This window comes from Sulfurovum iocasae (genome assembly GCF_047716765.1).
GTDB lineage: Bacteria > Campylobacterota > Campylobacteria > Campylobacterales > Sulfurovaceae > Sulfurovum.
In genome coordinates, this window is sequence record NZ_CP180410.1 from 2,851,512 (window position 1) to 2,869,692 (window position 18,181).

The window sequence follows — 18,181 nt, forward strand, 5'->3', positions numbered from 1 at the left end:
CAGTGCAAGGTGATGTACTATAAGCCTATTTAAAAACTCTATTAAAAATCTTATCTACATTTTTAGTATAATAATCAAAATTAAAACACTCTCTGATCTGCTCTTCAGAAAGTGACTCTCTTAGCTCATCATCAGCAAGCAGATACTGAAGATACAGTGACTCACCTTCATCATTGGTTGTAGACTTCCCTTGTTGTATCTCTTCCCAAACTTTCATCGCATTACGCTGTACGATCTTGTATGCATCTTCACGACTCACACCGGCCTTAGGAAGCTCGAGAAGCACTCTTTGAGAGAAGACCAACCCACCGGTAAGGTTTAGGTTTTTCATCATATTCTCAGGCATTACAGTGAGGTTAGCGATAACATTGTTCATACGGTGCATCATGAAGTCACATGTGATAAAAGCATCCGGTAACCAGAAACGTTCTGTTGATGAGTGAGAAATATCTCTCTCATGCCATAACGCTACATTCTCCATCGCTGGAGTGATGTAGGCTCTAATCATACGTGCAAGCCCTGTAATATTTTCTGTCAAAATAGGGTTTCTTTTGTGTGGCATTGCAGAAGAACCTTTTTGACCTTTTGCAAAATACTCTTCACACTCATATACTTCTGTACGTTGCCAGTGTCTTACCTGTACAGCAAATTTTTCGATGCTTGATGCAAGAAGCCCCAGTGTTGTAGCCAGTCTGGCATAACGGTCTCTTTGGATCACTTGGTTGGATGCAGGTGCAGACTTAAGTCCCAGCTCTTCCATCGCATACTCTTCAAGCTCAAGAGGTGCATGAGCAAAGTTACCCATAGCACCAGAGATCTGACCTACGCTAATCACTTCCATAGTCTGCTCCAGGTTTAACAAATGTCTAGCCATTTCGTCATACCAAACTGCAAGCACAAGACCAAAAGTAATAGGTTCACCATGGATACCATGAGAGCGTCCGACCATCAAAGTCATCTTATGTTCAAATGCTCTTTTTTTGATCGACTCCATCATCATCTTTGTATCTTCAATGATGATCTTGAGTGATGCTGTCATCTGTAAAGCAACAGCAGAGTCAACTGTATCTGAAGATGTCATACCATAGTGGAACCATCTACTCTCATCACCAAGTGTTTCAGAAACAGAAGTTGTAAACGCAATAAGGTCATGTCTTGTCACTGCTTCTATCTCATCGATACGCTCTACCGAGAAACCTGCATTTTCAACGATCTTTTGTGCATCATCATCAGGGATAAGTCCCAATTTATTCCACGCTTTAACAACTGCTATCTCAACATCAAGCCATGCTTGATACTTTGCCTGCATCGTCCAATTCTTTGCCATCTCTTCTCTTGAATATCTTTCAATCATTTTACATCCTAGTTCATACGATAATTTTGGTATTATTCTACCCTAATAGCAGTTATAAAAAGGTGAAGAAGAGATGCCATTTGTCAAAGAGAAATTTAACGTACCAAAGAAAATGCCAGCATTTTTGTTCATCATGCGCACCTTCAACTTTACCCAGGGACAAGCACAACGTGTATTGGCAAAGGGGAGATTACTCATTAATGGGGAATCCATATTTAATACTGGAGACTCCATAGAAGGAGAAATAGAAATAGTCTATTTTAAACCTTCATCAAAAGGAAATACTCCGCTCTTTCACAACAAAGATTTCATGGTATTTGAGAAGTATTCAGGTGTTTTAGTCCACCCCAATACCATGGCAACCCCCTACTCTTTACTCGATGAGATCCGTACCATTTCAGGGGACAATGCCAATGCTGTGCATCGCATCGACATGGAAACTTCCGGTCTCCTGCTTGCTAGTAAACACAAGAAAGCAGAGTCGTATCTGAAAATGTCTTTTGAAGACAGAAGCATTAAAAAATCTTACCTTGCCTGGGTAGATGGAAAACTCACAAAACCTTTTTCTTCAAGTGAACCCATCAAGATAAACAACGACTACAGCCAAACCAAACACAAGGTATTTATCTCTGCGGAAGGTAAAGCTTCACACACAGACTTTGTTCCCTTTGAATACGATGAAAATCTCGATGCCACACTCGTAGCCTGCTACCCTCATACAGGACGTACCCATCAGATAAGAGTACATTTGTTTCACGTGAAACATCCTATTTTAGGTGACCCTGTCTATGGAACAACCTTTAAAGCTGCCAATGATTACTTGGAAGATGAGCTTAGCCCGGAAGATCGAATGGTAGAGATGGGAGCAAGTCGACTGATGCTCCATGCTCAGAGTTTGAGTTTTAACTTTGGTCCTAAATTTCATATAGAGAGTAGGAGTGATTTTAAGGGGATGAAAAATTTGATTTGTTCGAAAGAAAAAAGAGTTTTTAATAGATAACTCTTAGTATCACTGATTTTACAAATTGCCCATAAAGTCAGAATTGAGGCGTTGTTATTCTCATCATTTTTTTAGAAAAAACGAAGCAAAAAATCGTCGCTATTCTCGAATCGCTTTGCTTTCAAGGGCGTTCACAGCGACACTGTTTTTAATATGCCTAGGCTACCGCCAATTGCAAACTAATTAAAGTCAAACTTTTACTACTTCACTAAACTGATTGGGAGTTGATAAAGCCTATAAAAATTTTGTTCAGCATAAAATATATGAAACACGTCAGAGACTTACGCTTTTTTCTTTTTTGGTTACTTCTTTCTTTTTTCGTCGTAGTACAAAAAAGAAAAAAGTAACAAGAGAAGTTCAAGTATTAAAAACGTATGATTGTTTCACATGAAACTAATACCTATTTCTCTTCATCCGAGCGAGACTCATAAATAAACCAACCCACACCAATTCCCGCAATAAGTACAATAAACCCCAACATAAAAAGTTCTAAAGCTGGCATACTATACCTCCCCTTCTAATTCTTGTTCTCTAAGCTGACCACAAGCAGCAGAGATATCTAAACCTTTAGACTCACGAATAGTACAATGCAACCCCCTGGAAGTCAAATACTCTTGAAATGCTTTCATGTCTTTCACTGAAGGACGTTTAAATTCAGTTCCTCCATACGGGTTAAAATAGATCAAATTCACTTTCGCTTTTATACCATCAAGAAGACTCAAAAGTTTCTTCGCTGCAGAGATATCATCGTTGACATCTTTGATGACAAGATACTCAAACATTACTCTTTTTCTATCGTTGATAGGAAAGTTCTTCACTGCATCTATAATAGACTTGATATTGTACGCTTTGTTAATAGGCATCAACTGTTGTCTAAGCTCATCATCTACAGCATGCAATGAGATGGCCAGATTGATGCCAAGCTCCATTTTCCCAAGCTTCTCTATCTTGGAACTGAGTCCTGAAGTTGAGATCGTTTGACGATGTGTAGCGATAGCCATCCCCTCCGGATCTGCAAATATCTTTACAGACTTTACTACTGCATCCAGGTTGTCAAGTGGCTCACCCATACCCATATAAACTAGGTTGACACGACGATTGGCATCTATGTCATTGTCTTTCTTTATCATACGTACCTGTTCAACGATCTCACCGGCAGTCAAATTACGCATAAAACCACCCTTTGCAGTCAAACAAAAGGCACACCCTACCTTACACCCTACCTGAGACGAGATACAGACTGTATAGCGTTCCTGATGCTTTACAGAGCCATCTTCATGATACTCTTTCTCTTTCATCAAAAGAAGTACAGCTTCAACAGTATGACCATCATGAAGTTCAAAAAGATATTTACGACTTCCATCTATACTGTCTTGTACGGTAAGTGTTTTGAGTGGGGTGAGCGTATACTCTGCATCTAGCTTTTCACGCATCTCTTTTGGAAGATTTTTCATCTGTTCAAAGCTGTCTACATATTTATGATAGATCCAAGAGTAGATCTGCTTTGCTCTAAAAGAAGGCTTGATCAATTCACTTAATTCTTCTTTTGTAAGATCTTGTATTATTTTTTTACGACTCAGCATTTAGTGCCTCGCTTGTACTGAATTTTAATTCTTGTACTCATATCTTTACTCTCTTCTTAACATACTCTGTAAGTTTAGCCATCGCTTCTTTTTGATTTTTTAAGAAATCTTCATGTGCATTTTCATTACAATAGTTTGTTACAATAAAAATACCGCCTGCTGAAATACCAAATGCTTGAGCCACTTTCAGTACTGCAAAATATTCCATATTTTCCAAATGTATATTTTGTGCCAGATAATATTTACCTAGACTTTTATCTGTAGTGATATAGTTAGAAGAATTCACAAGTGTTTCACGTGAAACATCTTTTGTGGTAGAAACAACATTGTCTATGGGAGTATAGGAACCTCCTGTAAAAAAACTATTTTCTATATTGCTGGCAGTTTTTGACTCTATGATGTCAAAAATTTTCTTTTCTCCATAGGAACCTGCTGTGCCCACAAAAAGTATAAATTTTGGTTTTTTAGTCAAACACAATCTTGTTAAATTGATAGCCACTTCTGTCATGCCTATACCTACAGGCTGCGCAAACTCAAACTGTTCACTTTTACCTGCACATACTATATATGATTGATTCTCTTGCATTATATTCTCACTGGGATATTTTTCCCTCTAAGGTAGCTTTTTAGTTCCATAATGTCAATCTCTTTAAAGTGGAAGATAGACGCTGCCAATGCGGCATCTGCATTTCCCAGTGTGAATGCCTCTTCGATGTGTTTCATCGTACCCGCACCACCAGATGCGATGACTGGGATGTTGACCAATTCACCTATCTTTTTGTTCAATATGTTATCAAACCCCGCTTTGGTACCATCTGCATCCATGGAAGTAACCAAGAGTTCACCTGCACCTCTCTCATAGACTTCTTTTGCCCATTCAAGCGCATCTATACCTGTGTCATTGCGTCCACCATGGGTAAAGACATGCCACTTATCATCAGCTACTCTTTTTGCATCTATAGCTACTACGATACACTGAGATCCAAAACGTTTTGCTCCCTCTTCAATGAAGACTGGTCTTTTAATAGCAGCAGAATTGATGCTTACTTTGTCACAACCTACATTAAGTAAGTTATAAATATCAGAAAGTTCACGTATGCCTCCACCTACAGTAAGAGGGATAAATACTTCTTTTGCAACTTGCTTCACAACATCAACGATGGTATCGCGTCCTTCATGTGTTGCACCGATATCAAGAAAGGTGATCTCATCTGCACCCTCTTCGTTATAACGGTATGCCACTTCCACAGGGTCACCTGCATCACGTAAACCAACAAAGTTCACACCTTTTACCACTCGTCCGTTATCTACATCAAGGCAAGGAATGATGCGTTTTGCGAAATAATCCATACAGCTATCTCTTTTCATTTTAAATTCTGCTAGAATCTTAGCTAATGCATACAAATGCGACAAGTCGCATGAGTCGACTGCTGAAATCAACTCAGCGTTAGCGTAGTTTTTCGGGCTTTACTCGAAAAGCGTTCTAAATTATGGTAAGATTATACAAAAATTATCCCAAATAGGGGATTAGCGTATAGTATTAAAGGTAGATTATAGTATGATTATCGAAAATTTAGCCGAATTCGCGAGTAAGAAATTTGGTCAGAACTTTTTAAAGAATGATATCTATCTTCACAAAATCATCCAAGCGATGCCCAACGACAACTTAAAAGTTGCAGAGATTGGGCCTGGCTTAGGTGATTTAACCAAAGAGCTTGTAAAAGCGAGAAATGTCACAGCATTTGAGGTTGATAAAAGATTATGTGAGCATCTTACTACTGAATTTGAAGAACCCATCCGTCAAGGGAACTTTGAACTTAGATGTGGAGATGTGCTTGAGCGTTGGGAGTCAGGGAGTCTGCTGGATGAGCCTTATCATCTGGTAGCCAACCTGCCCTATTATATCGCGACCAATATCATCTTAAAAGCATTTAAAGATGAACTATGTCAGTCTATACTCGTCATGGTTCAAAAAGAAGTTGCCGTTAAGTTCGCTGCCGTACCTAAACAAAAAGAGTTTTCTGCTCTTTCTGTACTGGCTAGCAGCGTAGGAAAAGCTACACTCTGTTTCGAGGTTGAGCCCGAAGCATTTGTGCCGCCTCCGAACGTCACTTCTGCCGTGCTTTTAATAGAAAAAAACCAGTCACGAGATGACGAGAAGTTTGAAACGTTTTTAAAGATCGCTTTTGCGCAACCGCGTAAAAAACTCTCTAAAAACCTTATGACTGCTTTTTCTAAAGATATTGTAAATCAAATTTTTGCAAAGTTGGAACTGGATTCTAACTTGCGACCTCATGAAGCTGAGACATCTATTTATCATCACATATATAATGAATTAAAGGATAATTTAGATGGAAAACAACAGTCAAAACAACGAAAACTCTCAAAATCAAGGGCAAAAACCACAGAGAGACAGAAGACCAAATCCACATAGACAAAATACCAATACGCCAAACCCTAACAGAAGACCTCAAGAAGGGAACACTCAGGGTGCCAATACACAAAGTGGGAATACAAATAACCAAAACCCTCAACGTGAAAACAGACCAAATACTAACCCGAACAGAAAACCGCATCCAAATAGAAAGCCAAACCCTAACAGAAACCAAAATGATGAACAAGCTTCTGAAGGACAGAGCAGTAATCAAAACAGAAGGCCAAACCCTAATCAAAAACCAGGTAACAGACCTCATAACCCAAGCCAAAAACGTAGCGGTGGTGGAGGAAAAGGCAGAGGCAAAAGAAAAAATGTTACTACTGTAAATGATACGATGAGAGCTTCTATTGAGGAAAATGCTCGCGTTAAAGACGCGACTATGAATCCATGGAAACAGATAGACATAGCAAGCAAAGGTAAAATAAGATTTACCCCACTGGGTGGTCTGGGTGAGATCGGTGGGAACATGGCCGTTCTTGAAACAGAAACAACGGCTATCGTTATCGATGTAGGGATGAGTTTCCCTGATGAGACGATGCACGGTGTTGATATCCTGGTACCTGATTTCTCTTACTTGCATACGATCAAAGACAAGATCAAAGCTATTATCATCACACACGGTCACGAAGACCACATTGGTGCAATGCCTTACTTGTTTAAAGAGTTAAAATTCCCTATCTATGCAACACCACTTGCACTTGCGATGATAGAAAACAAATTTAACGAACACGGACTCAAAGCGGACACAAAACACTTTAATTTTGTTACACTGCGTAAACAGTATAACATTGGTGATATGCAAATAGAATGGATGCATAACACACACTCTATCATTGATGCATGTTCACTGGCTATTGAGACACCTGCTGGGACCATCATCCACACGGCTGACTTTAAAATAGACCACACACCGGTAGATAACTACACTATGGACTTACACCGTTATGCATATTATGGTGCCAAAGGTGTACTTTGTCTTTTCTCTGACTCTACCAACTCACATAACCCTGGTTTTACAAAAAGTGAAACGGTTGTAGGAAGAACCTTCGATACACTCTTCGACCTTGCAAAAGGAAGAGTGATCATGTCTACTTTCTCATCAAACGTACACCGTATTTACCAAGCTATGGAGCGCGGAGTAAAATATGGCAGAAAGATCTGTGTTATCGGGCGTTCAATGGAACGTAATGTTGAAACAAACAGAGCCTTAGGTTTTGTAGACATAGCTGATAAACATTTCATCGAGGTACATGAAGTACCAAAATATTCTGAAAATGAAATACTTATTGTAACCACCGGTTCACAAGGTGAAACAATGGCAGCACTGAACCGTATGGCATCAGATGAGCATCGTCACATCAAACTCAAACCATCTGATACAGTGATCATCTCAGCTTCCGCTATCCCAGGGAATGAAGCTTCTGTTTCCGGTCTCATGAACAAGCTTGTTAAAGCAGGTGTCACTGTACGCTATAAAGAGTTTGGAGACATCCACGTCTCAGGTCACGCAGCACAAGAGGAGCAAAAACTCATCTTAAGACTCATCCAGCCTAAATTCTTCTTACCTGTACACGGTGAGTACAACCACATTGCTAAACATGCACAAACTGCAGTAGCCTGTGGCGTAGATGAGAGAAACATTCTTCTTATGAGTGATGGAGACCAGGTTGAGATCACTCCTAAGTATCTCAAAAAAGTCAAAACTGTAAAAACAGGTAAAACGTACATCGACAATCAAAACAATATGACCATCGAAAGTGATGTTGTCCTTGACAGACAAAAGCTTGCTGAAGATGGTATCATCAACGTGGTAGCACAAATTTCTCAAAGTAATCAGAAAGTAGTAGGGAAACCTGTTATTACAACACATGGTCTTGTTCCAGACAAAGAAGATAAGAAGTTCGCTAAAGAGATAGAAGTGATGCTAGAGACAATGTTACTAAACATGAAACCAGAAGCACTCAAAAATCATAAAAATATCGAAGATGATATCAGAGGCAGTATCAGAAAGCATGTAGTACGTACTAAAAAGAGATACCCACTTATCATCCCAACCATTTTCATCGTTTAAACAAAAGACCTCTTCAGGAGGTCCTTCATAACATACCCTTGCCCTCCCTAACCTTCACTATGCTATAATCATTCATCAAAACATAAAGTAGTCATATGGATCTTATTAAAATCGCGCAAGAAACTTTTCAGATTGAAGCAGAGGCACTCTACAAAATGGCAGAGCGTCTTGATCAAAACTTTTTAGATGCTATTGAACTGATCATGCATACCAAAGGCAAATTGATCATCACCGGTGTAGGTAAATCTGGTCTGGTAGGTGCCAAAATGGCTGCTACTTTTGCAAGCACAGGGACATCGAGTTTCTTTTTGCACCCGACAGAAGCACTGCATGGGGACTTAGGGATGATAGGAAAAGACGATACTTTAATTGCTATCAGCAGCAGTGGAGAGAGTGAGGAACTGACAAAGATACTCCCTCATATCAAACGTTTTGATATTCCACTTATTGGACTTACGGGTAATGAGAATTCTTCACTTGCAAAATATGCAGATGTTTTTCTTGATATCTCTGTCGAAAAAGAAGCCTGCCCTCTAAATATAGCCCCTACTACCTCTACGACACTTACCATGGCACTGGGTGATGCACTGGCTGTTGCACTGATGAACAAAAGAGGCTTCAAAAAAGAGGACTTTGCTTCTTTTCACCCTGGAGGTTCTTTGGGTAAAAAGCTTTTTATTAAGATCAAAGATCTGATGCAAACAGAGTCTTTACCTATTATTGACACCCAAACAACGCTCAAAGAAGCTATTGTAGCGATGAGTGAAGGAAAACTTGGTACAGTACTTATTGTTGATGAAGCAGATAAGTTTATTGCACTACTTAGTGATGGGGATCTTAGACGTGCGCTGATGCAAGAGGGATTCAGTCTAGAGCATTTAGCCATAGACTATGCCAGTAAAAACCCTAAAAGCTATCATGATACCGAACTGCTTGCCAGTGAAGCGCTTGAGATCATAGAAAATGACCGTATACAACTTCTTCCTCTCACTAATGAGGCAGGGGAAATCTTAGGGGTCTTGCATATCCATGATCTGGTCAATGCTGGTATTAAAAGTAAATGAAAATAACAATAACAATAAATACGACTAGTCGTATGAGCCATCTGCTGAAGATGACTCAGCGTCAGCGTAGCATACGAAGCTTTGCTTTGTGTGCGTCCTAAGGATAATACAAATGAGATTAAATAAATATATTTCGCACAACACAAAATATTCAAGACGTGAAGCGGATAAACTGATAGAAGCGGGCGAGATCACACTCAACAAAAAAGTATTGAAAGATTTTGCCTATGAAGTAGAAGAAGGTGACCATATCTATGTTAAAGGCAAACAGGTCAAACCCAGCAAAGAACTCACTATTATTGTTTACAATAAACCAAAAGGAACGCTTGTTAGCAAGAAAGATGATAGAGGGCGTACAACTATTTACCATAAACTGGCAGGTAAATTCAGGCACTTTGTACCTGTTGGTAGGCTGGACTATGCCTCAGAGGGACTTTTGCTCTTAACGGATACGCCAGAGGTAGCAACTGCTCTTATGGAGAGTGGCTTAGACCGTACCTATAACTTAAAATTGGACAAACCTATCAGTGAAGAGATGATCACTGCGATGAAAGAGGGGCTTGTACTTGACGATGCACGTGCAGGTGGTCATGAAAAAAGTAAAATATTCAGTATGGAGTTTGCTCCTTTTGCGCATTTTGAAATAAGAGCCGAAGGTAAAAACTTTTCTAAGCTTCGTGTAACGATTACAGAAGGTAAGAACAGAGAACTGAGACGTTTCTTTGCACACTTTGAAGCAAAAGTACTTGACCTTAAACGTGTAGCCTTCGGAGGGATAGAACTCAATAATCTTCCTACCAACAAAACACGATTTTTTACACGAAGAGAGTATGATGATGTACATAAGTTCATGAAACGCAAAAAAGAGAATGAAAAAGCAGACATCTACAATAAAGCCAATGCTAAAAAACAGGAAGAAGAGAATAAACGCGAAAAAGAGTATCAGAAGAATAAAGTACTTAATCAAAAAAAGTTTAATAAAAAAGACTAAATCTTGGTAAATCTTGCACTAAAATATCGTCCTAAAGATCTTGATGAGCTCATAGGACAGTCTCATCTTTTAGGGGGGACATCTTCCCTACGAAAACTCATAGAGTCCAATGCCCTGCCCCACTCTTTTTTCTATGGACCACCGGGATGCGGGAAAACGACACTTGCCAGAGTCATCGCTACACAACTGGACAGACCTTTTTATGAGATGAATGCCACCACCCTCAAAATAGATGATCTACGTAAGATATTTAAAGAATATGCCAACGCTTTGCAAAAGCCGCTTATCTTTATAGATGAAGTCCATAGGCTGAGCAAAAACCAACAAGAGGTTCTTCTTCCTTTTATGGAAAACAACTCTGCTCTTGTCATAGGTGCATCTACTGAAAACCCTTACTACTCGTTAACTGCTGCCATGCGTTCACGTTCTCATCTTTTTGAATTTGAAGCACTAAGCCAAGAAGAGATGTTCAGCTATCTTCAAAAGATCATAGCACTGGAATCTGTTTCCATTGATGATGATGCAGCAGAGTACCTCGTATTTTCCAGTGGCGGTGATGTAAGAGCCATGTTAAATCTACTTGAGAGTGGACAGATAGTCACTACACCTATCACTTTGGATACACTCAAGCAGATCAGACCTCATGCTATGCAAGCAGGCAGCTCTGAGAGTGAAAGTCATTATGAACTCACTTCTGCCATGATCAAAAGTATACGAGGGTCTGATATTGATGCTTCTATCTACTACCTTGCCAGACTTATCGACGGTGGGGAACCAGCTGAGTTTATTGCCAGACGTTTAGCCATACTTGCAAGTGAAGATATAGGAAATGCAAACCCCCCTGCCCTGAACCTGGCAAGCTCTACACTAAACATCGTGAAACATATTGGTTACCCAGAGGCTAGAATTTCACTCTCCCAATTGGTGATATACCTTGCTTCTTCACCCAAATCAAATAGTGCCTATTTAGCCATCAACTCTGCTTTACAATCTATAAAAGAAGGGGAAATACACCCTATTCCCTCTCATATCAAAACCCATGCTAAAAATTATATATATCCACATGATTTTGGAGGATGGGTAGAACAATCTTATCTTTCCACTTCTTTACACTTCTACCAAACACAACACATAGGATTTGAAAAGACTTTATGGCAGTGGCATGAAAAAATAAAATCCATAAATAGTTGACACATTTTTAACACATTTCTATGTTATACTTAAATTCAATTGCAATAAAACAAGGAGCTAAAGATCAAAAGAAATATAATTAAAATAATACTTGCCTCCAGTGCAAGTATTGCCATATTAAGTGGTTGTACAGGTACAGAGGCAATGCCCAGTAATGCAACACAAACAGGTGCAGCAACTGGAGCCCTGGCAGGGTCTGTCATAGGATATAATACCAAAGGTCATAACAGAGGGCAACGTGCTCTTGTAGGTGGTCTTCTTGGTGCTGCTGTTGGTGCTGGTGTTGGTAATGCCATAGACAGTCAAAATCCTGAACCACAACAGACTGGCGGATGGCAATAGCCTTATACACAACTAGTTGTGTGAGCTCTCTGCTGAAGACAAGCATCTAAAATGCAGTGCAAGCAAAGCACTAAATGCTGAGTCGCAGAACTTAGCGTTAGCTGTAGTATATAGGACTTTGTTCTATATACGTACCAATCAATAAAAAGGGAGATACAATGAAATTACTTAAACCAATACTTGCTTCTACTATCGCAGTATTTATGCTGGGAGGGTGTTACAATCAACCCGGACTAGTACAAGATGAGAGTTATGATCGTACAAAAACAGGCGCAGCCACAGGTGCATTAGCTGGGGCTATGATAGGATACAATACAGGTAGCCGCAATGCAACAAGTGCCATAGTTGGTGGACTTTTAGGTGCTGCAGCAGGTGGCGCTATTGGGTATAGTATGGATAACCAGGCCAATGAAATCGCACGTGCACTTGGTACAGGGGTAAACAATGATCCACTCGCTGCACTGGATCCAAATAATGAACTCATCGTGTCAAAAACCAATAATTATGTAAAAATCATGTTTAGAGACCCTATGATGTTTGCTTCAGGTTCAGCTAACTTACAATCAAGAGCAAAATCAAAAGTAAAAAAAGTGGGACAACTTTTAGCGAACTATCCTCAAACAGTTGTAGGTGTTGCAGGATTTACAGACGACCAGGGAAGCTACGCTTACAACCAGGGTCTTTCACAGAGAAGAGCAAATACTGTAGCAAATCTCCTTGCAGTAAATGGCTATCCAAAAACAAAAGGATGCTCCTACGATAAAGCTATCGCACCAAATAACAGTAATGCGAACAGAGCACTCAACAGACGTGTAGAAGTTTACCTCTATGCAGATAGAAATAAAATGTCTGATCCTTGTCGTTAAACTAAGCTATTTTAAGTCAAGCGCTCGCTTGGCTTGTTCAGCATTCATCGTTCCAGAAAAATATTTACTCTCTACATCATCAACTGTTTTAAAGAGTTTTGCCTGCAAAGCATCTCCTCTAGTTCTCTCTTTTGCAAATTTTTTCATAGCATCAAAGTCAGGAAACAGTGCAAGAAAATCTTGTTTAAGTCTACTCTTTTTCCATGCAGCCATCTGTGTTGCAGCATCAGTTCCGGTAAGATCTAAAATTTCTCGACCTATACTGTCAACACTCTGATACTCATCATACATATGTTTTTGTTGATATTCAATATTTTGATACTTATCATCTTCTTCCTGGATCTCACCCACAAAGTTAGTAATAAAATAAAGAAATCCTACGCCTATTGCGATAAATATAAGTAAGCTTTTGTCCATAATAAATTCCTATATATTTAATAATCCGAATTATACTATAATTTTTAAAAAAATATTGGTTAAAAATTTTAAGTGAAGTAATTTAAAGTAGATGGTGCGGATGAGAGGAGTTTTTAAAATATATTTTATCGCTTTCCTTAAAGTTACCCATACTACCCTCTAATGCCCTTATAAAAGCACTTCCCTTAATCTCTATATTATATCAAGTATCTTATAATTCTAGCAAGTTTCCCTAAAGATGGGTAGCAATAGGGTAGCAAAACAATCTCTATATCGAGTACAGCGAAGAACTGGGGTAGCAAAAGGGTAGCAAAATGAATATAACCAATAAACAACAAAACCTTAAACAAGAAACACATCATGGCTAGAGTGAAATCAAAGAAGTATAACGGTGTATATTTGAACCATTTACAAGATGGGGATATTACATATTATGTTACCTATAAAAATGAATTTGGCAAAAAGGTTTTTCATAAAGTTGGTAAAAAATCTGATGGTATTACAGAGATTATATCCAATGTAAAAAGAAGTGAATTCACAAATCAAGTGCTGCTAGGAGAAGATCCTCTGGCTCACAAAAAGAAAAAAAATATAATTACATTAGATCAACTGGCAAAAGTGTATTTTGATGATAAGCGATGTATGACTTGTAATAAGTGTAAAAAGTTTCATGATCTAGACGATAAAGCAAAAGCAAATGTAAAACTAGATGATACAAACCTCAACTGCGATACCAGAGCAAAGAAACATTTACTAAATAAATATAATAAACATTTAGCCCCTACCTTTGGTAAAGAAAATCTAGCAACGCTTAAAAAAGACGACATTCAAAAGTTCAGACAAAAATTACAAGGTGAGGGTAGGGCAGAGAATACAATTAATGGGATAATACAACTCATGAGTGCGATCATAAACTATTCCATAAAAAATAAAGAGTTAAAAGTCATTAACCCTTGTGTAGGAGTGAGTAAACTCACTACAGATAGTGACAGACAACGCTATCTAAGCACAAATGAAGTTCAAAAACTCCTAAAGGATCTTTCTTCTAATCCCAGAACCTTACTCTTTGTAAAATTAGCACTCTCTACTGGTGGGCGACTTCAAAGCATACTAAATATACGCAAGCTAGATTTAGATTTGGAACGTAATACAGTCACACTAAAAGACTTCAAAAACAATGATACATACAATGGCTTTATAGATGACGAACTCAAAGCTACGCTAAAGACACTCAGCAAGCCATTAAAGGCTACTGAATACATCATAGGTGGCAAAAAGCTACCCCTTTAAGTGTTAATGCCTTATCGGTCACGATACGTCCTATTCTCAACAGGCTTTTCAATGAGGGATTAGACACAAGTGATAGAAAAAACCGTGTTGTGATCCATACTCTGCGACATACATTTACTTCACATCTTGCGATTAATGGCACACCTATCTTTACAATACAAAAACTAATGAATCATAAAGACATCAAAATGACAATGAGATATGCAAAATTAGCACCTGATAGTGGGATGAAGATGGTTAAAGGACTTTACAAATGACTATACAAAGTGGTAAAACAACACCGTTTCCATTGCCATTTACTACTCAATATCAAAAAGAAGCTCAACAGATAGTTAAAACCTTATGGAAAGAGCAACAAGGCTTTTTAGAAAACAATGGAGAAAGATGGCTTAATCAAGAAATACCAGAAAGCTCTAAAGTCCCTACCATAAATATTTATCGATTTGTAGTAGAAAATGAAGATAATTGTGAGTATGTTTATATAAAGGTAAAGGATTTAGATAAGTATTCTTCTTATGCAGACGACAAAAAGATAAGACTTACAGATGAGGAAAAGGAATTAATGGGGGCAGCTATAATTGCTATAATGGATATATACAAAAGTAGCTACTTCTCAATAAGCGAACTACATCGACATATTGTAGAAATACACAAATCAGATTTAAACATATCTGAACAAAAATATTTTATAAAAAAAGTGATTGAGGAGCTAGATATTTATATTGATAATAATATTGATGAACTAGCCTTTGTTTATCCTATTGAAATGATTAGAGACCTCAACGATATACATCTCTATCATGAATGGATAGAGGAAGGTGATAGTTTCATTATACAACTTGCACTTAACGCCTATAGAGAAATAGCATATTACAACGAATGGCTTGAGAAACATAAAATAGAAGAAAAAAGGTTTAGAGAAAAAATCACTACTATTATGAACAATGGACGAGAACTCAGAGAACTTACAAATGCAAAACCTCCTTTTTATAATAAATTACCAAAACACCCGCAAGATATACTGCATGATCTTGCTTCAAATTATTGGGATTATTATGAAGAGAACAGAACTATGCGCGATGATGGAGTACAAGGCATTATAAAAATCATTAGTGACTATAAGCGTATGCCTAAAAAATCAATCCAAAAAAAAGCACTAGAAAAATACTCTTTAGAAACCTCTAGAATGCAAATGAAAATGAAAAAAAATGGAGCTACACAAGATGAAATAACAAGCTTTATTATGGAAAGAGCTTTTGGTAAAAAAATAACTTATATAGGTAACAACTAAACTAACCTTATATCCGAATATTTAGGAAATAACTTCTTATTATCTACCATATTTATCCCTATAATGATGCCAAGTAAAACAGAAAGGCACATTATGAATCAACTACAAGAACTAATCTACAACGACCTCAAAACACGCTACAACAAATCAACCCTATCAAAAGCTGAAATGGCAAATGAGTTAGGCATAAGTTACTCTACTATTGACGGATATATTGCCAGGGGGTTTGGGTTGCCAAATTATAAGAAGCTAGGTAAAGCAAAAAATGCCAAAGTAATCTTTAATATTATTGATATATCTGAATTTCTATCTCAGACCATAAAGACAATGTAAGAAGTGCATTATGAAAGAATATCAACTCACTACTTTACAAGATAAAGTTATCGCAAAGATAAGTTCATGAGCAAAGAGCACTTTACAGATCAAGAGCTTAAACTTTTGGAAAAGAAAAACAAGTTCCTCATTCAAGATGATATGTTTGAGGAAATAAAACTTCTCAAAGATTCAGACATAGCACTATTGATGTATTCTATCTATGAATATGCAACACAAAGAGTATTACCAGAGCTTGATGAGGAATATCAGATACCTGTCAAGATGGCTTTTAATAGGTTTAGGAAGCAACATGATGAGAACCTGAGAGACTGGCTTCATGGGCGTATACAAAAGATAAAAACAGGGCGCAAGGGTGGACTTTCAAGAAGAAAGTAAGCACCGCTAAACAACGCTAAGCGTAACTAAGCAGTATAGTAAAGTATGGTTTAGTTTAGTTAGGTTTTTTTAAGAGCCAGAACGCATGTATCAAGAAAAACCCTATTAGCTTAGTAAATAACGCGCACACATAAAGCAAAACAACTAGTAAGCCTATTAGCTTATAGAGTAAAGACTAACAAGAAGGATAAAAAATGAAATACGCAGAATTAACACAAGAAGAAAAACGCAAAGTTTTTTGGCAGATTGAACCTTATCTATATGATAAGGATGATGGACCAGATATTGACCAATTAGTTGAAGCGATCATGGATGGAAAAATCCCGGCACTTCGTTGGACAGGAGATATTAATTACAATTTAAAGTCTTTAAAATGTGAAGCAACATCGATCAAAACTAATAAGTCTTAGAAGGATATTTTATTATGGCAAAACGTAAATTAACACCAGAGATACTGGAAGATATTGAAGATTATGCAGAAGATCAATACACGCTAGAAGATATATTTGATGAGCTAAACATATCCCAAACTTTGATGCAAGATAAACTGGTGATCCAAGCATTTGAAAAAGGGTTGATCAAACTTTATATTTCAATGGCTTCCTGTGGTATGAGTGATGCTGATATTATAGATGATTTTGAAATCAATATTGAACAATGTAATTTATGGCGTGAGAAGTACCGTCATGTAATCAAAAAGGGCGTTCAAAAAAAAGAAGCTGATGAAAAACTTGCCACAAAGCAGTTTAGTAATCCTCTTATGAGTGGAATGATAAATATATTGGAACAAAATGGAAAAGATATGCCTCCGAATTCACAGGATGTTTTACATGATGATATTAAAGAGATGGTAGAGAAAATGCAGAGTGGTGATACAAAAGCACAGATAACTTTACTCACTACGAATATATTGCAGCTACAGCTATTTAACAGTAAAGTAACGCATAATTTAATGGGTGATGCAGGTAAGCAGTTAGATAACTTTAAAATACTATCTGATATGCAGTTGAAGGTAATGCAAGAGACACGAAAAAGTATCATGGCTATCAATGAGATCACAAATCCAAAACGTACTACTTTTATAAAAGAAGCAACCCAACATAACCATCTTCATCAAAATTCTGAAAAAAAAGATGAAAGTGAAAACGAACTACAAAAACAGCTTGAACAACCTGATGAAATTACAGATGCAATACTATTTGAAACAAAGGGAACAGAAAATGAAAAAATGTAGCCAACAATTCAAACAGATGCAACGTGAGCGCATTTCAATAACAAAGCCTTGGTTAAAATCTACTGGTTCTAAGACACTTGATGGCAAAGAGAAATCAAAAATGAATGCTCTGAAGATAAGTCTTGGTCTTCATTCCTTAATTGAGGAATATAAGCAGTTGATGATAGAGCAAAAAAAGATATACAACACAATCACCTAATAGTAAAGATTTAATTCTCAAAGTCAAAGACTTTTCATTATAAAACATGCTATATAGACTATTTTATAAGGTTTTCCATACTTGGTTACATAAAATGGGTCTCCAAACGTCGCTACAGAGATAAACCTTATAAAATATGT

The 18,181-nt window shown here is 37.6% G+C and carries 21 protein-coding genes; 16 read left to right on the top strand and 5 right to left on the bottom strand.

Going from position 1 to position 18,181, the window contains the following annotated elements; genetic code table 11:
• Positions 1 to 25 precede the first annotated feature (25 nt).
• Complete coding sequence (gene purB / locus ACLHDG_RS14185; protein ID WP_415406892.1) at positions 26 to 1,354, bottom strand: adenylosuccinate lyase; 1,329 nt, start codon at positions 1,352 to 1,354, stop codon at positions 26 to 28.
• A 73-nt stretch (positions 1,355 to 1,427) separates the two neighbouring features.
• Between purB and ACLHDG_RS14190 the strand changes: the two genes are divergently transcribed.
• On the top strand, positions 1,428 to 2,354 hold the full coding sequence (locus tag ACLHDG_RS14190; protein WP_415406893.1) for an RluA family pseudouridine synthase: 927 nt from the start codon (positions 1,428 to 1,430) through the stop codon (positions 2,352 to 2,354).
• Between the two features lie 503 nt (positions 2,355 to 2,857).
• Here the strand turns inward: ACLHDG_RS14190 and rlmN are convergent.
• From rlmN to hisF, 3 genes are read right to left on the bottom strand one after another with little or no spacing between them, the layout of a single operon-like run.
• Positions 2,858 to 3,937, bottom strand: coding sequence for a 23S rRNA (adenine(2503)-C(2))-methyltransferase RlmN (gene rlmN / locus ACLHDG_RS14195; protein ID WP_415406894.1), 1,080 nt, complete (start codon positions 3,935 to 3,937; stop codon positions 2,858 to 2,860).
• Positions 3,938 to 3,974: 37 nt separating this feature from the next.
• Positions 3,975 to 4,523 carry a purine-nucleoside phosphorylase gene (locus ACLHDG_RS14200; RefSeq protein WP_415406895.1) on the bottom strand — a complete coding sequence of 183 codons (549 nt, stop codon included), beginning with the start codon at positions 4,521 to 4,523 and terminating at the stop codon, positions 3,975 to 3,977.
• Positions 4,523 to 5,287 (bottom strand): imidazole glycerol phosphate synthase subunit HisF, encoded by a 765-nt coding sequence (gene hisF, locus ACLHDG_RS14205; RefSeq protein ID WP_415406896.1) that lies wholly within the window; start codon positions 5,285 to 5,287, stop codon positions 4,523 to 4,525. The genes ACLHDG_RS14200 and hisF overlap by 1 nt, the downstream gene beginning before the upstream one ends.
• A 208-nt stretch (positions 5,288 to 5,495) precedes the next feature.
• On the opposite strand from hisF, the gene rsmA reads away from it, so the two are divergent.
• From rsmA to ACLHDG_RS14240, 7 genes are all read left to right on the top strand, one after another.
• On the top strand, positions 5,496 to 6,371 hold the full coding sequence (rsmA, locus tag ACLHDG_RS14210; RefSeq protein WP_415406897.1) for a 16S rRNA (adenine(1518)-N(6)/adenine(1519)-N(6))-dimethyltransferase RsmA: 876 nt from the start codon (positions 5,496 to 5,498) through the stop codon (positions 6,369 to 6,371).
• Entirely contained in the window at positions 6,289 to 8,445 is a 2,157-nt protein-coding gene (locus ACLHDG_RS14215; RefSeq protein WP_415406898.1) for an RNase J family beta-CASP ribonuclease, read from the top strand. Before rsmA ends, ACLHDG_RS14215 begins: the two co-directional genes overlap by 83 nt.
• 95 nt (positions 8,446 to 8,540) lie before the next feature.
• Positions 8,541 to 9,509, top strand: a complete 969-nt coding sequence (locus ACLHDG_RS14220; RefSeq protein WP_415406899.1) for a KpsF/GutQ family sugar-phosphate isomerase — start codon at positions 8,541 to 8,543, stop codon at positions 9,507 to 9,509.
• A gap of 112 nt (positions 9,510 to 9,621) precedes the next feature.
• The gene (locus ACLHDG_RS14225) at positions 9,622 to 10,500 is read left to right on the top strand and encodes a pseudouridine synthase (RefSeq protein WP_415406900.1); all 879 of its coding nucleotides are present in this window, start codon (positions 9,622 to 9,624) and stop codon (positions 10,498 to 10,500) included.
• A 3-nt stretch (positions 10,501 to 10,503) separates the two neighbouring features.
• Positions 10,504 to 11,691, top strand: coding sequence for a replication-associated recombination protein A (locus ACLHDG_RS14230; RefSeq protein WP_415406901.1), 1,188 nt, complete (start codon positions 10,504 to 10,506; stop codon positions 11,689 to 11,691).
• Positions 11,692 to 11,835: 144 nt separating this feature from the next.
• On the top strand, positions 11,836 to 12,033 hold the full coding sequence (locus ACLHDG_RS14235) for a glycine zipper domain-containing protein (RefSeq protein ID WP_415406902.1): 198 nt from the start codon (positions 11,836 to 11,838) through the stop codon (positions 12,031 to 12,033).
• 158 nt (positions 12,034 to 12,191) lie between these two features.
• Positions 12,192 to 12,899 carry an OmpA family protein gene (locus ACLHDG_RS14240; protein WP_415406903.1) on the top strand — a complete coding sequence of 236 codons (708 nt, stop codon included), beginning with the start codon at positions 12,192 to 12,194 and terminating at the stop codon, positions 12,897 to 12,899.
• Between the two features lie 6 nt (positions 12,900 to 12,905).
• On the opposite strand, the gene ACLHDG_RS14245 is transcribed toward ACLHDG_RS14240, so the two are convergent.
• On the bottom strand, positions 12,906 to 13,316 hold the full coding sequence (locus ACLHDG_RS14245; protein ID WP_415406904.1) for a hypothetical protein: 411 nt from the start codon (positions 13,314 to 13,316) through the stop codon (positions 12,906 to 12,908).
• Positions 13,317 to 13,676: 360 nt separating this feature from the next.
• Here ACLHDG_RS14245 and ACLHDG_RS14250 point away from each other — a divergent pair, with 360 nt between their 5' ends.
• The 8 genes from ACLHDG_RS14250 to ACLHDG_RS14285 all read left to right on the top strand — a co-directional run bounded on the left by ACLHDG_RS14250 (position 13,677) and on the right by ACLHDG_RS14285 (position 18,041).
• Positions 13,677 to 14,606: a tyrosine-type recombinase/integrase gene (locus ACLHDG_RS14250; RefSeq protein WP_415406905.1), complete on the top strand. Its 930-nt coding sequence runs from the start codon at positions 13,677 to 13,679 to the stop codon at positions 14,604 to 14,606.
• Between the two features lie 32 nt (positions 14,607 to 14,638).
• Positions 14,639 to 14,863, top strand: a complete 225-nt coding sequence (locus tag ACLHDG_RS14255) for a tyrosine-type recombinase/integrase (protein ID WP_415408347.1) — start codon at positions 14,639 to 14,641, stop codon at positions 14,861 to 14,863.
• Positions 14,860 to 15,897, top strand: coding sequence for a hypothetical protein (locus tag ACLHDG_RS14260; protein ID WP_415406906.1), 1,038 nt, complete (start codon positions 14,860 to 14,862; stop codon positions 15,895 to 15,897). The genes ACLHDG_RS14255 and ACLHDG_RS14260 overlap by 4 nt, the downstream gene beginning before the upstream one ends.
• 93 nt (positions 15,898 to 15,990) lie before the next feature.
• Positions 15,991 to 16,230: a hypothetical protein gene (locus ACLHDG_RS14265; protein WP_415406907.1), complete on the top strand. Its 240-nt coding sequence runs from the start codon at positions 15,991 to 15,993 to the stop codon at positions 16,228 to 16,230.
• 66 nt (positions 16,231 to 16,296) lie between these two features.
• Entirely contained in the window at positions 16,297 to 16,608 is a 312-nt protein-coding gene (locus tag ACLHDG_RS14270; RefSeq protein WP_415406908.1) for a DUF6291 domain-containing protein, read from the top strand.
• A gap of 194 nt (positions 16,609 to 16,802) precedes the next feature.
• Positions 16,803 to 17,018 carry a hypothetical protein gene (locus tag ACLHDG_RS14275; protein ID WP_415406909.1) on the top strand — a complete coding sequence of 72 codons (216 nt, stop codon included), beginning with the start codon at positions 16,803 to 16,805 and terminating at the stop codon, positions 17,016 to 17,018.
• A gap of 14 nt (positions 17,019 to 17,032) precedes the next feature.
• On the top strand, positions 17,033 to 17,842 hold the full coding sequence (locus ACLHDG_RS14280; RefSeq protein WP_415406910.1) for a hypothetical protein: 810 nt from the start codon (positions 17,033 to 17,035) through the stop codon (positions 17,840 to 17,842).
• Positions 17,829 to 18,041 (top strand): hypothetical protein, encoded by a 213-nt coding sequence (locus ACLHDG_RS14285; protein ID WP_415406911.1) that lies wholly within the window; start codon positions 17,829 to 17,831, stop codon positions 18,039 to 18,041. Before ACLHDG_RS14280 ends, ACLHDG_RS14285 begins: the two co-directional genes overlap by 14 nt.
• Positions 18,042 to 18,181 lie beyond the last annotated feature (140 nt).

Coding starts and splice junctions, on each gene's coding strand:
- purB (WP_415406892.1), bottom strand. CDS start 1,354: ATGATTGAAAGATATTCAAGAGAAGAGATGGCAAAGAATTGGACGATG.
- ACLHDG_RS14190 (WP_415406893.1), top strand. CDS start 1,428: ATGCCATTTGTCAAAGAGAAATTTAACGTACCAAAGAAAATGCCAGCA.
- rlmN (WP_415406894.1), bottom strand. CDS start 3,937: ATGCTGAGTCGTAAAAAAATAATACAAGATCTTACAAAAGAAGAATTA.
- ACLHDG_RS14200 (WP_415406895.1), bottom strand. CDS start 4,523: ATGCAAGAGAATCAATCATATATAGTATGTGCAGGTAAAAGTGAACAG.
- hisF (WP_415406896.1), bottom strand. CDS start 5,287: ATGGATTATTTCGCAAAACGCATCATTCCTTGCCTTGATGTAGATAAC.
- rsmA (WP_415406897.1), top strand. CDS start 5,496: ATGATTATCGAAAATTTAGCCGAATTCGCGAGTAAGAAATTTGGTCAG.
- ACLHDG_RS14215 (WP_415406898.1), top strand. CDS start 6,289: ATGGAAAACAACAGTCAAAACAACGAAAACTCTCAAAATCAAGGGCAA.
- ACLHDG_RS14220 (WP_415406899.1), top strand. CDS start 8,541: ATGGATCTTATTAAAATCGCGCAAGAAACTTTTCAGATTGAAGCAGAG.
- ACLHDG_RS14225 (WP_415406900.1), top strand. CDS start 9,622: ATGAGATTAAATAAATATATTTCGCACAACACAAAATATTCAAGACGT.
- ACLHDG_RS14235 (WP_415406902.1), top strand. CDS start 11,836: ATGCCCAGTAATGCAACACAAACAGGTGCAGCAACTGGAGCCCTGGCA.
- ACLHDG_RS14240 (WP_415406903.1), top strand. CDS start 12,192: ATGAAATTACTTAAACCAATACTTGCTTCTACTATCGCAGTATTTATG.
- ACLHDG_RS14245 (WP_415406904.1), bottom strand. CDS start 13,316: ATGGACAAAAGCTTACTTATATTTATCGCAATAGGCGTAGGATTTCTT.
- ACLHDG_RS14250 (WP_415406905.1), top strand. CDS start 13,677: ATGGCTAGAGTGAAATCAAAGAAGTATAACGGTGTATATTTGAACCAT.
- ACLHDG_RS14260 (WP_415406906.1), top strand. CDS start 14,860: ATGACTATACAAAGTGGTAAAACAACACCGTTTCCATTGCCATTTACT.
- ACLHDG_RS14265 (WP_415406907.1), top strand. CDS start 15,991: ATGAATCAACTACAAGAACTAATCTACAACGACCTCAAAACACGCTAC.
- ACLHDG_RS14270 (WP_415406908.1), top strand. CDS start 16,297: ATGAGCAAAGAGCACTTTACAGATCAAGAGCTTAAACTTTTGGAAAAG.
- ACLHDG_RS14275 (WP_415406909.1), top strand. CDS start 16,803: ATGAAATACGCAGAATTAACACAAGAAGAAAAACGCAAAGTTTTTTGG.
- ACLHDG_RS14280 (WP_415406910.1), top strand. CDS start 17,033: ATGGCAAAACGTAAATTAACACCAGAGATACTGGAAGATATTGAAGAT.
- ACLHDG_RS14285 (WP_415406911.1), top strand. CDS start 17,829: ATGAAAAAATGTAGCCAACAATTCAAACAGATGCAACGTGAGCGCATT.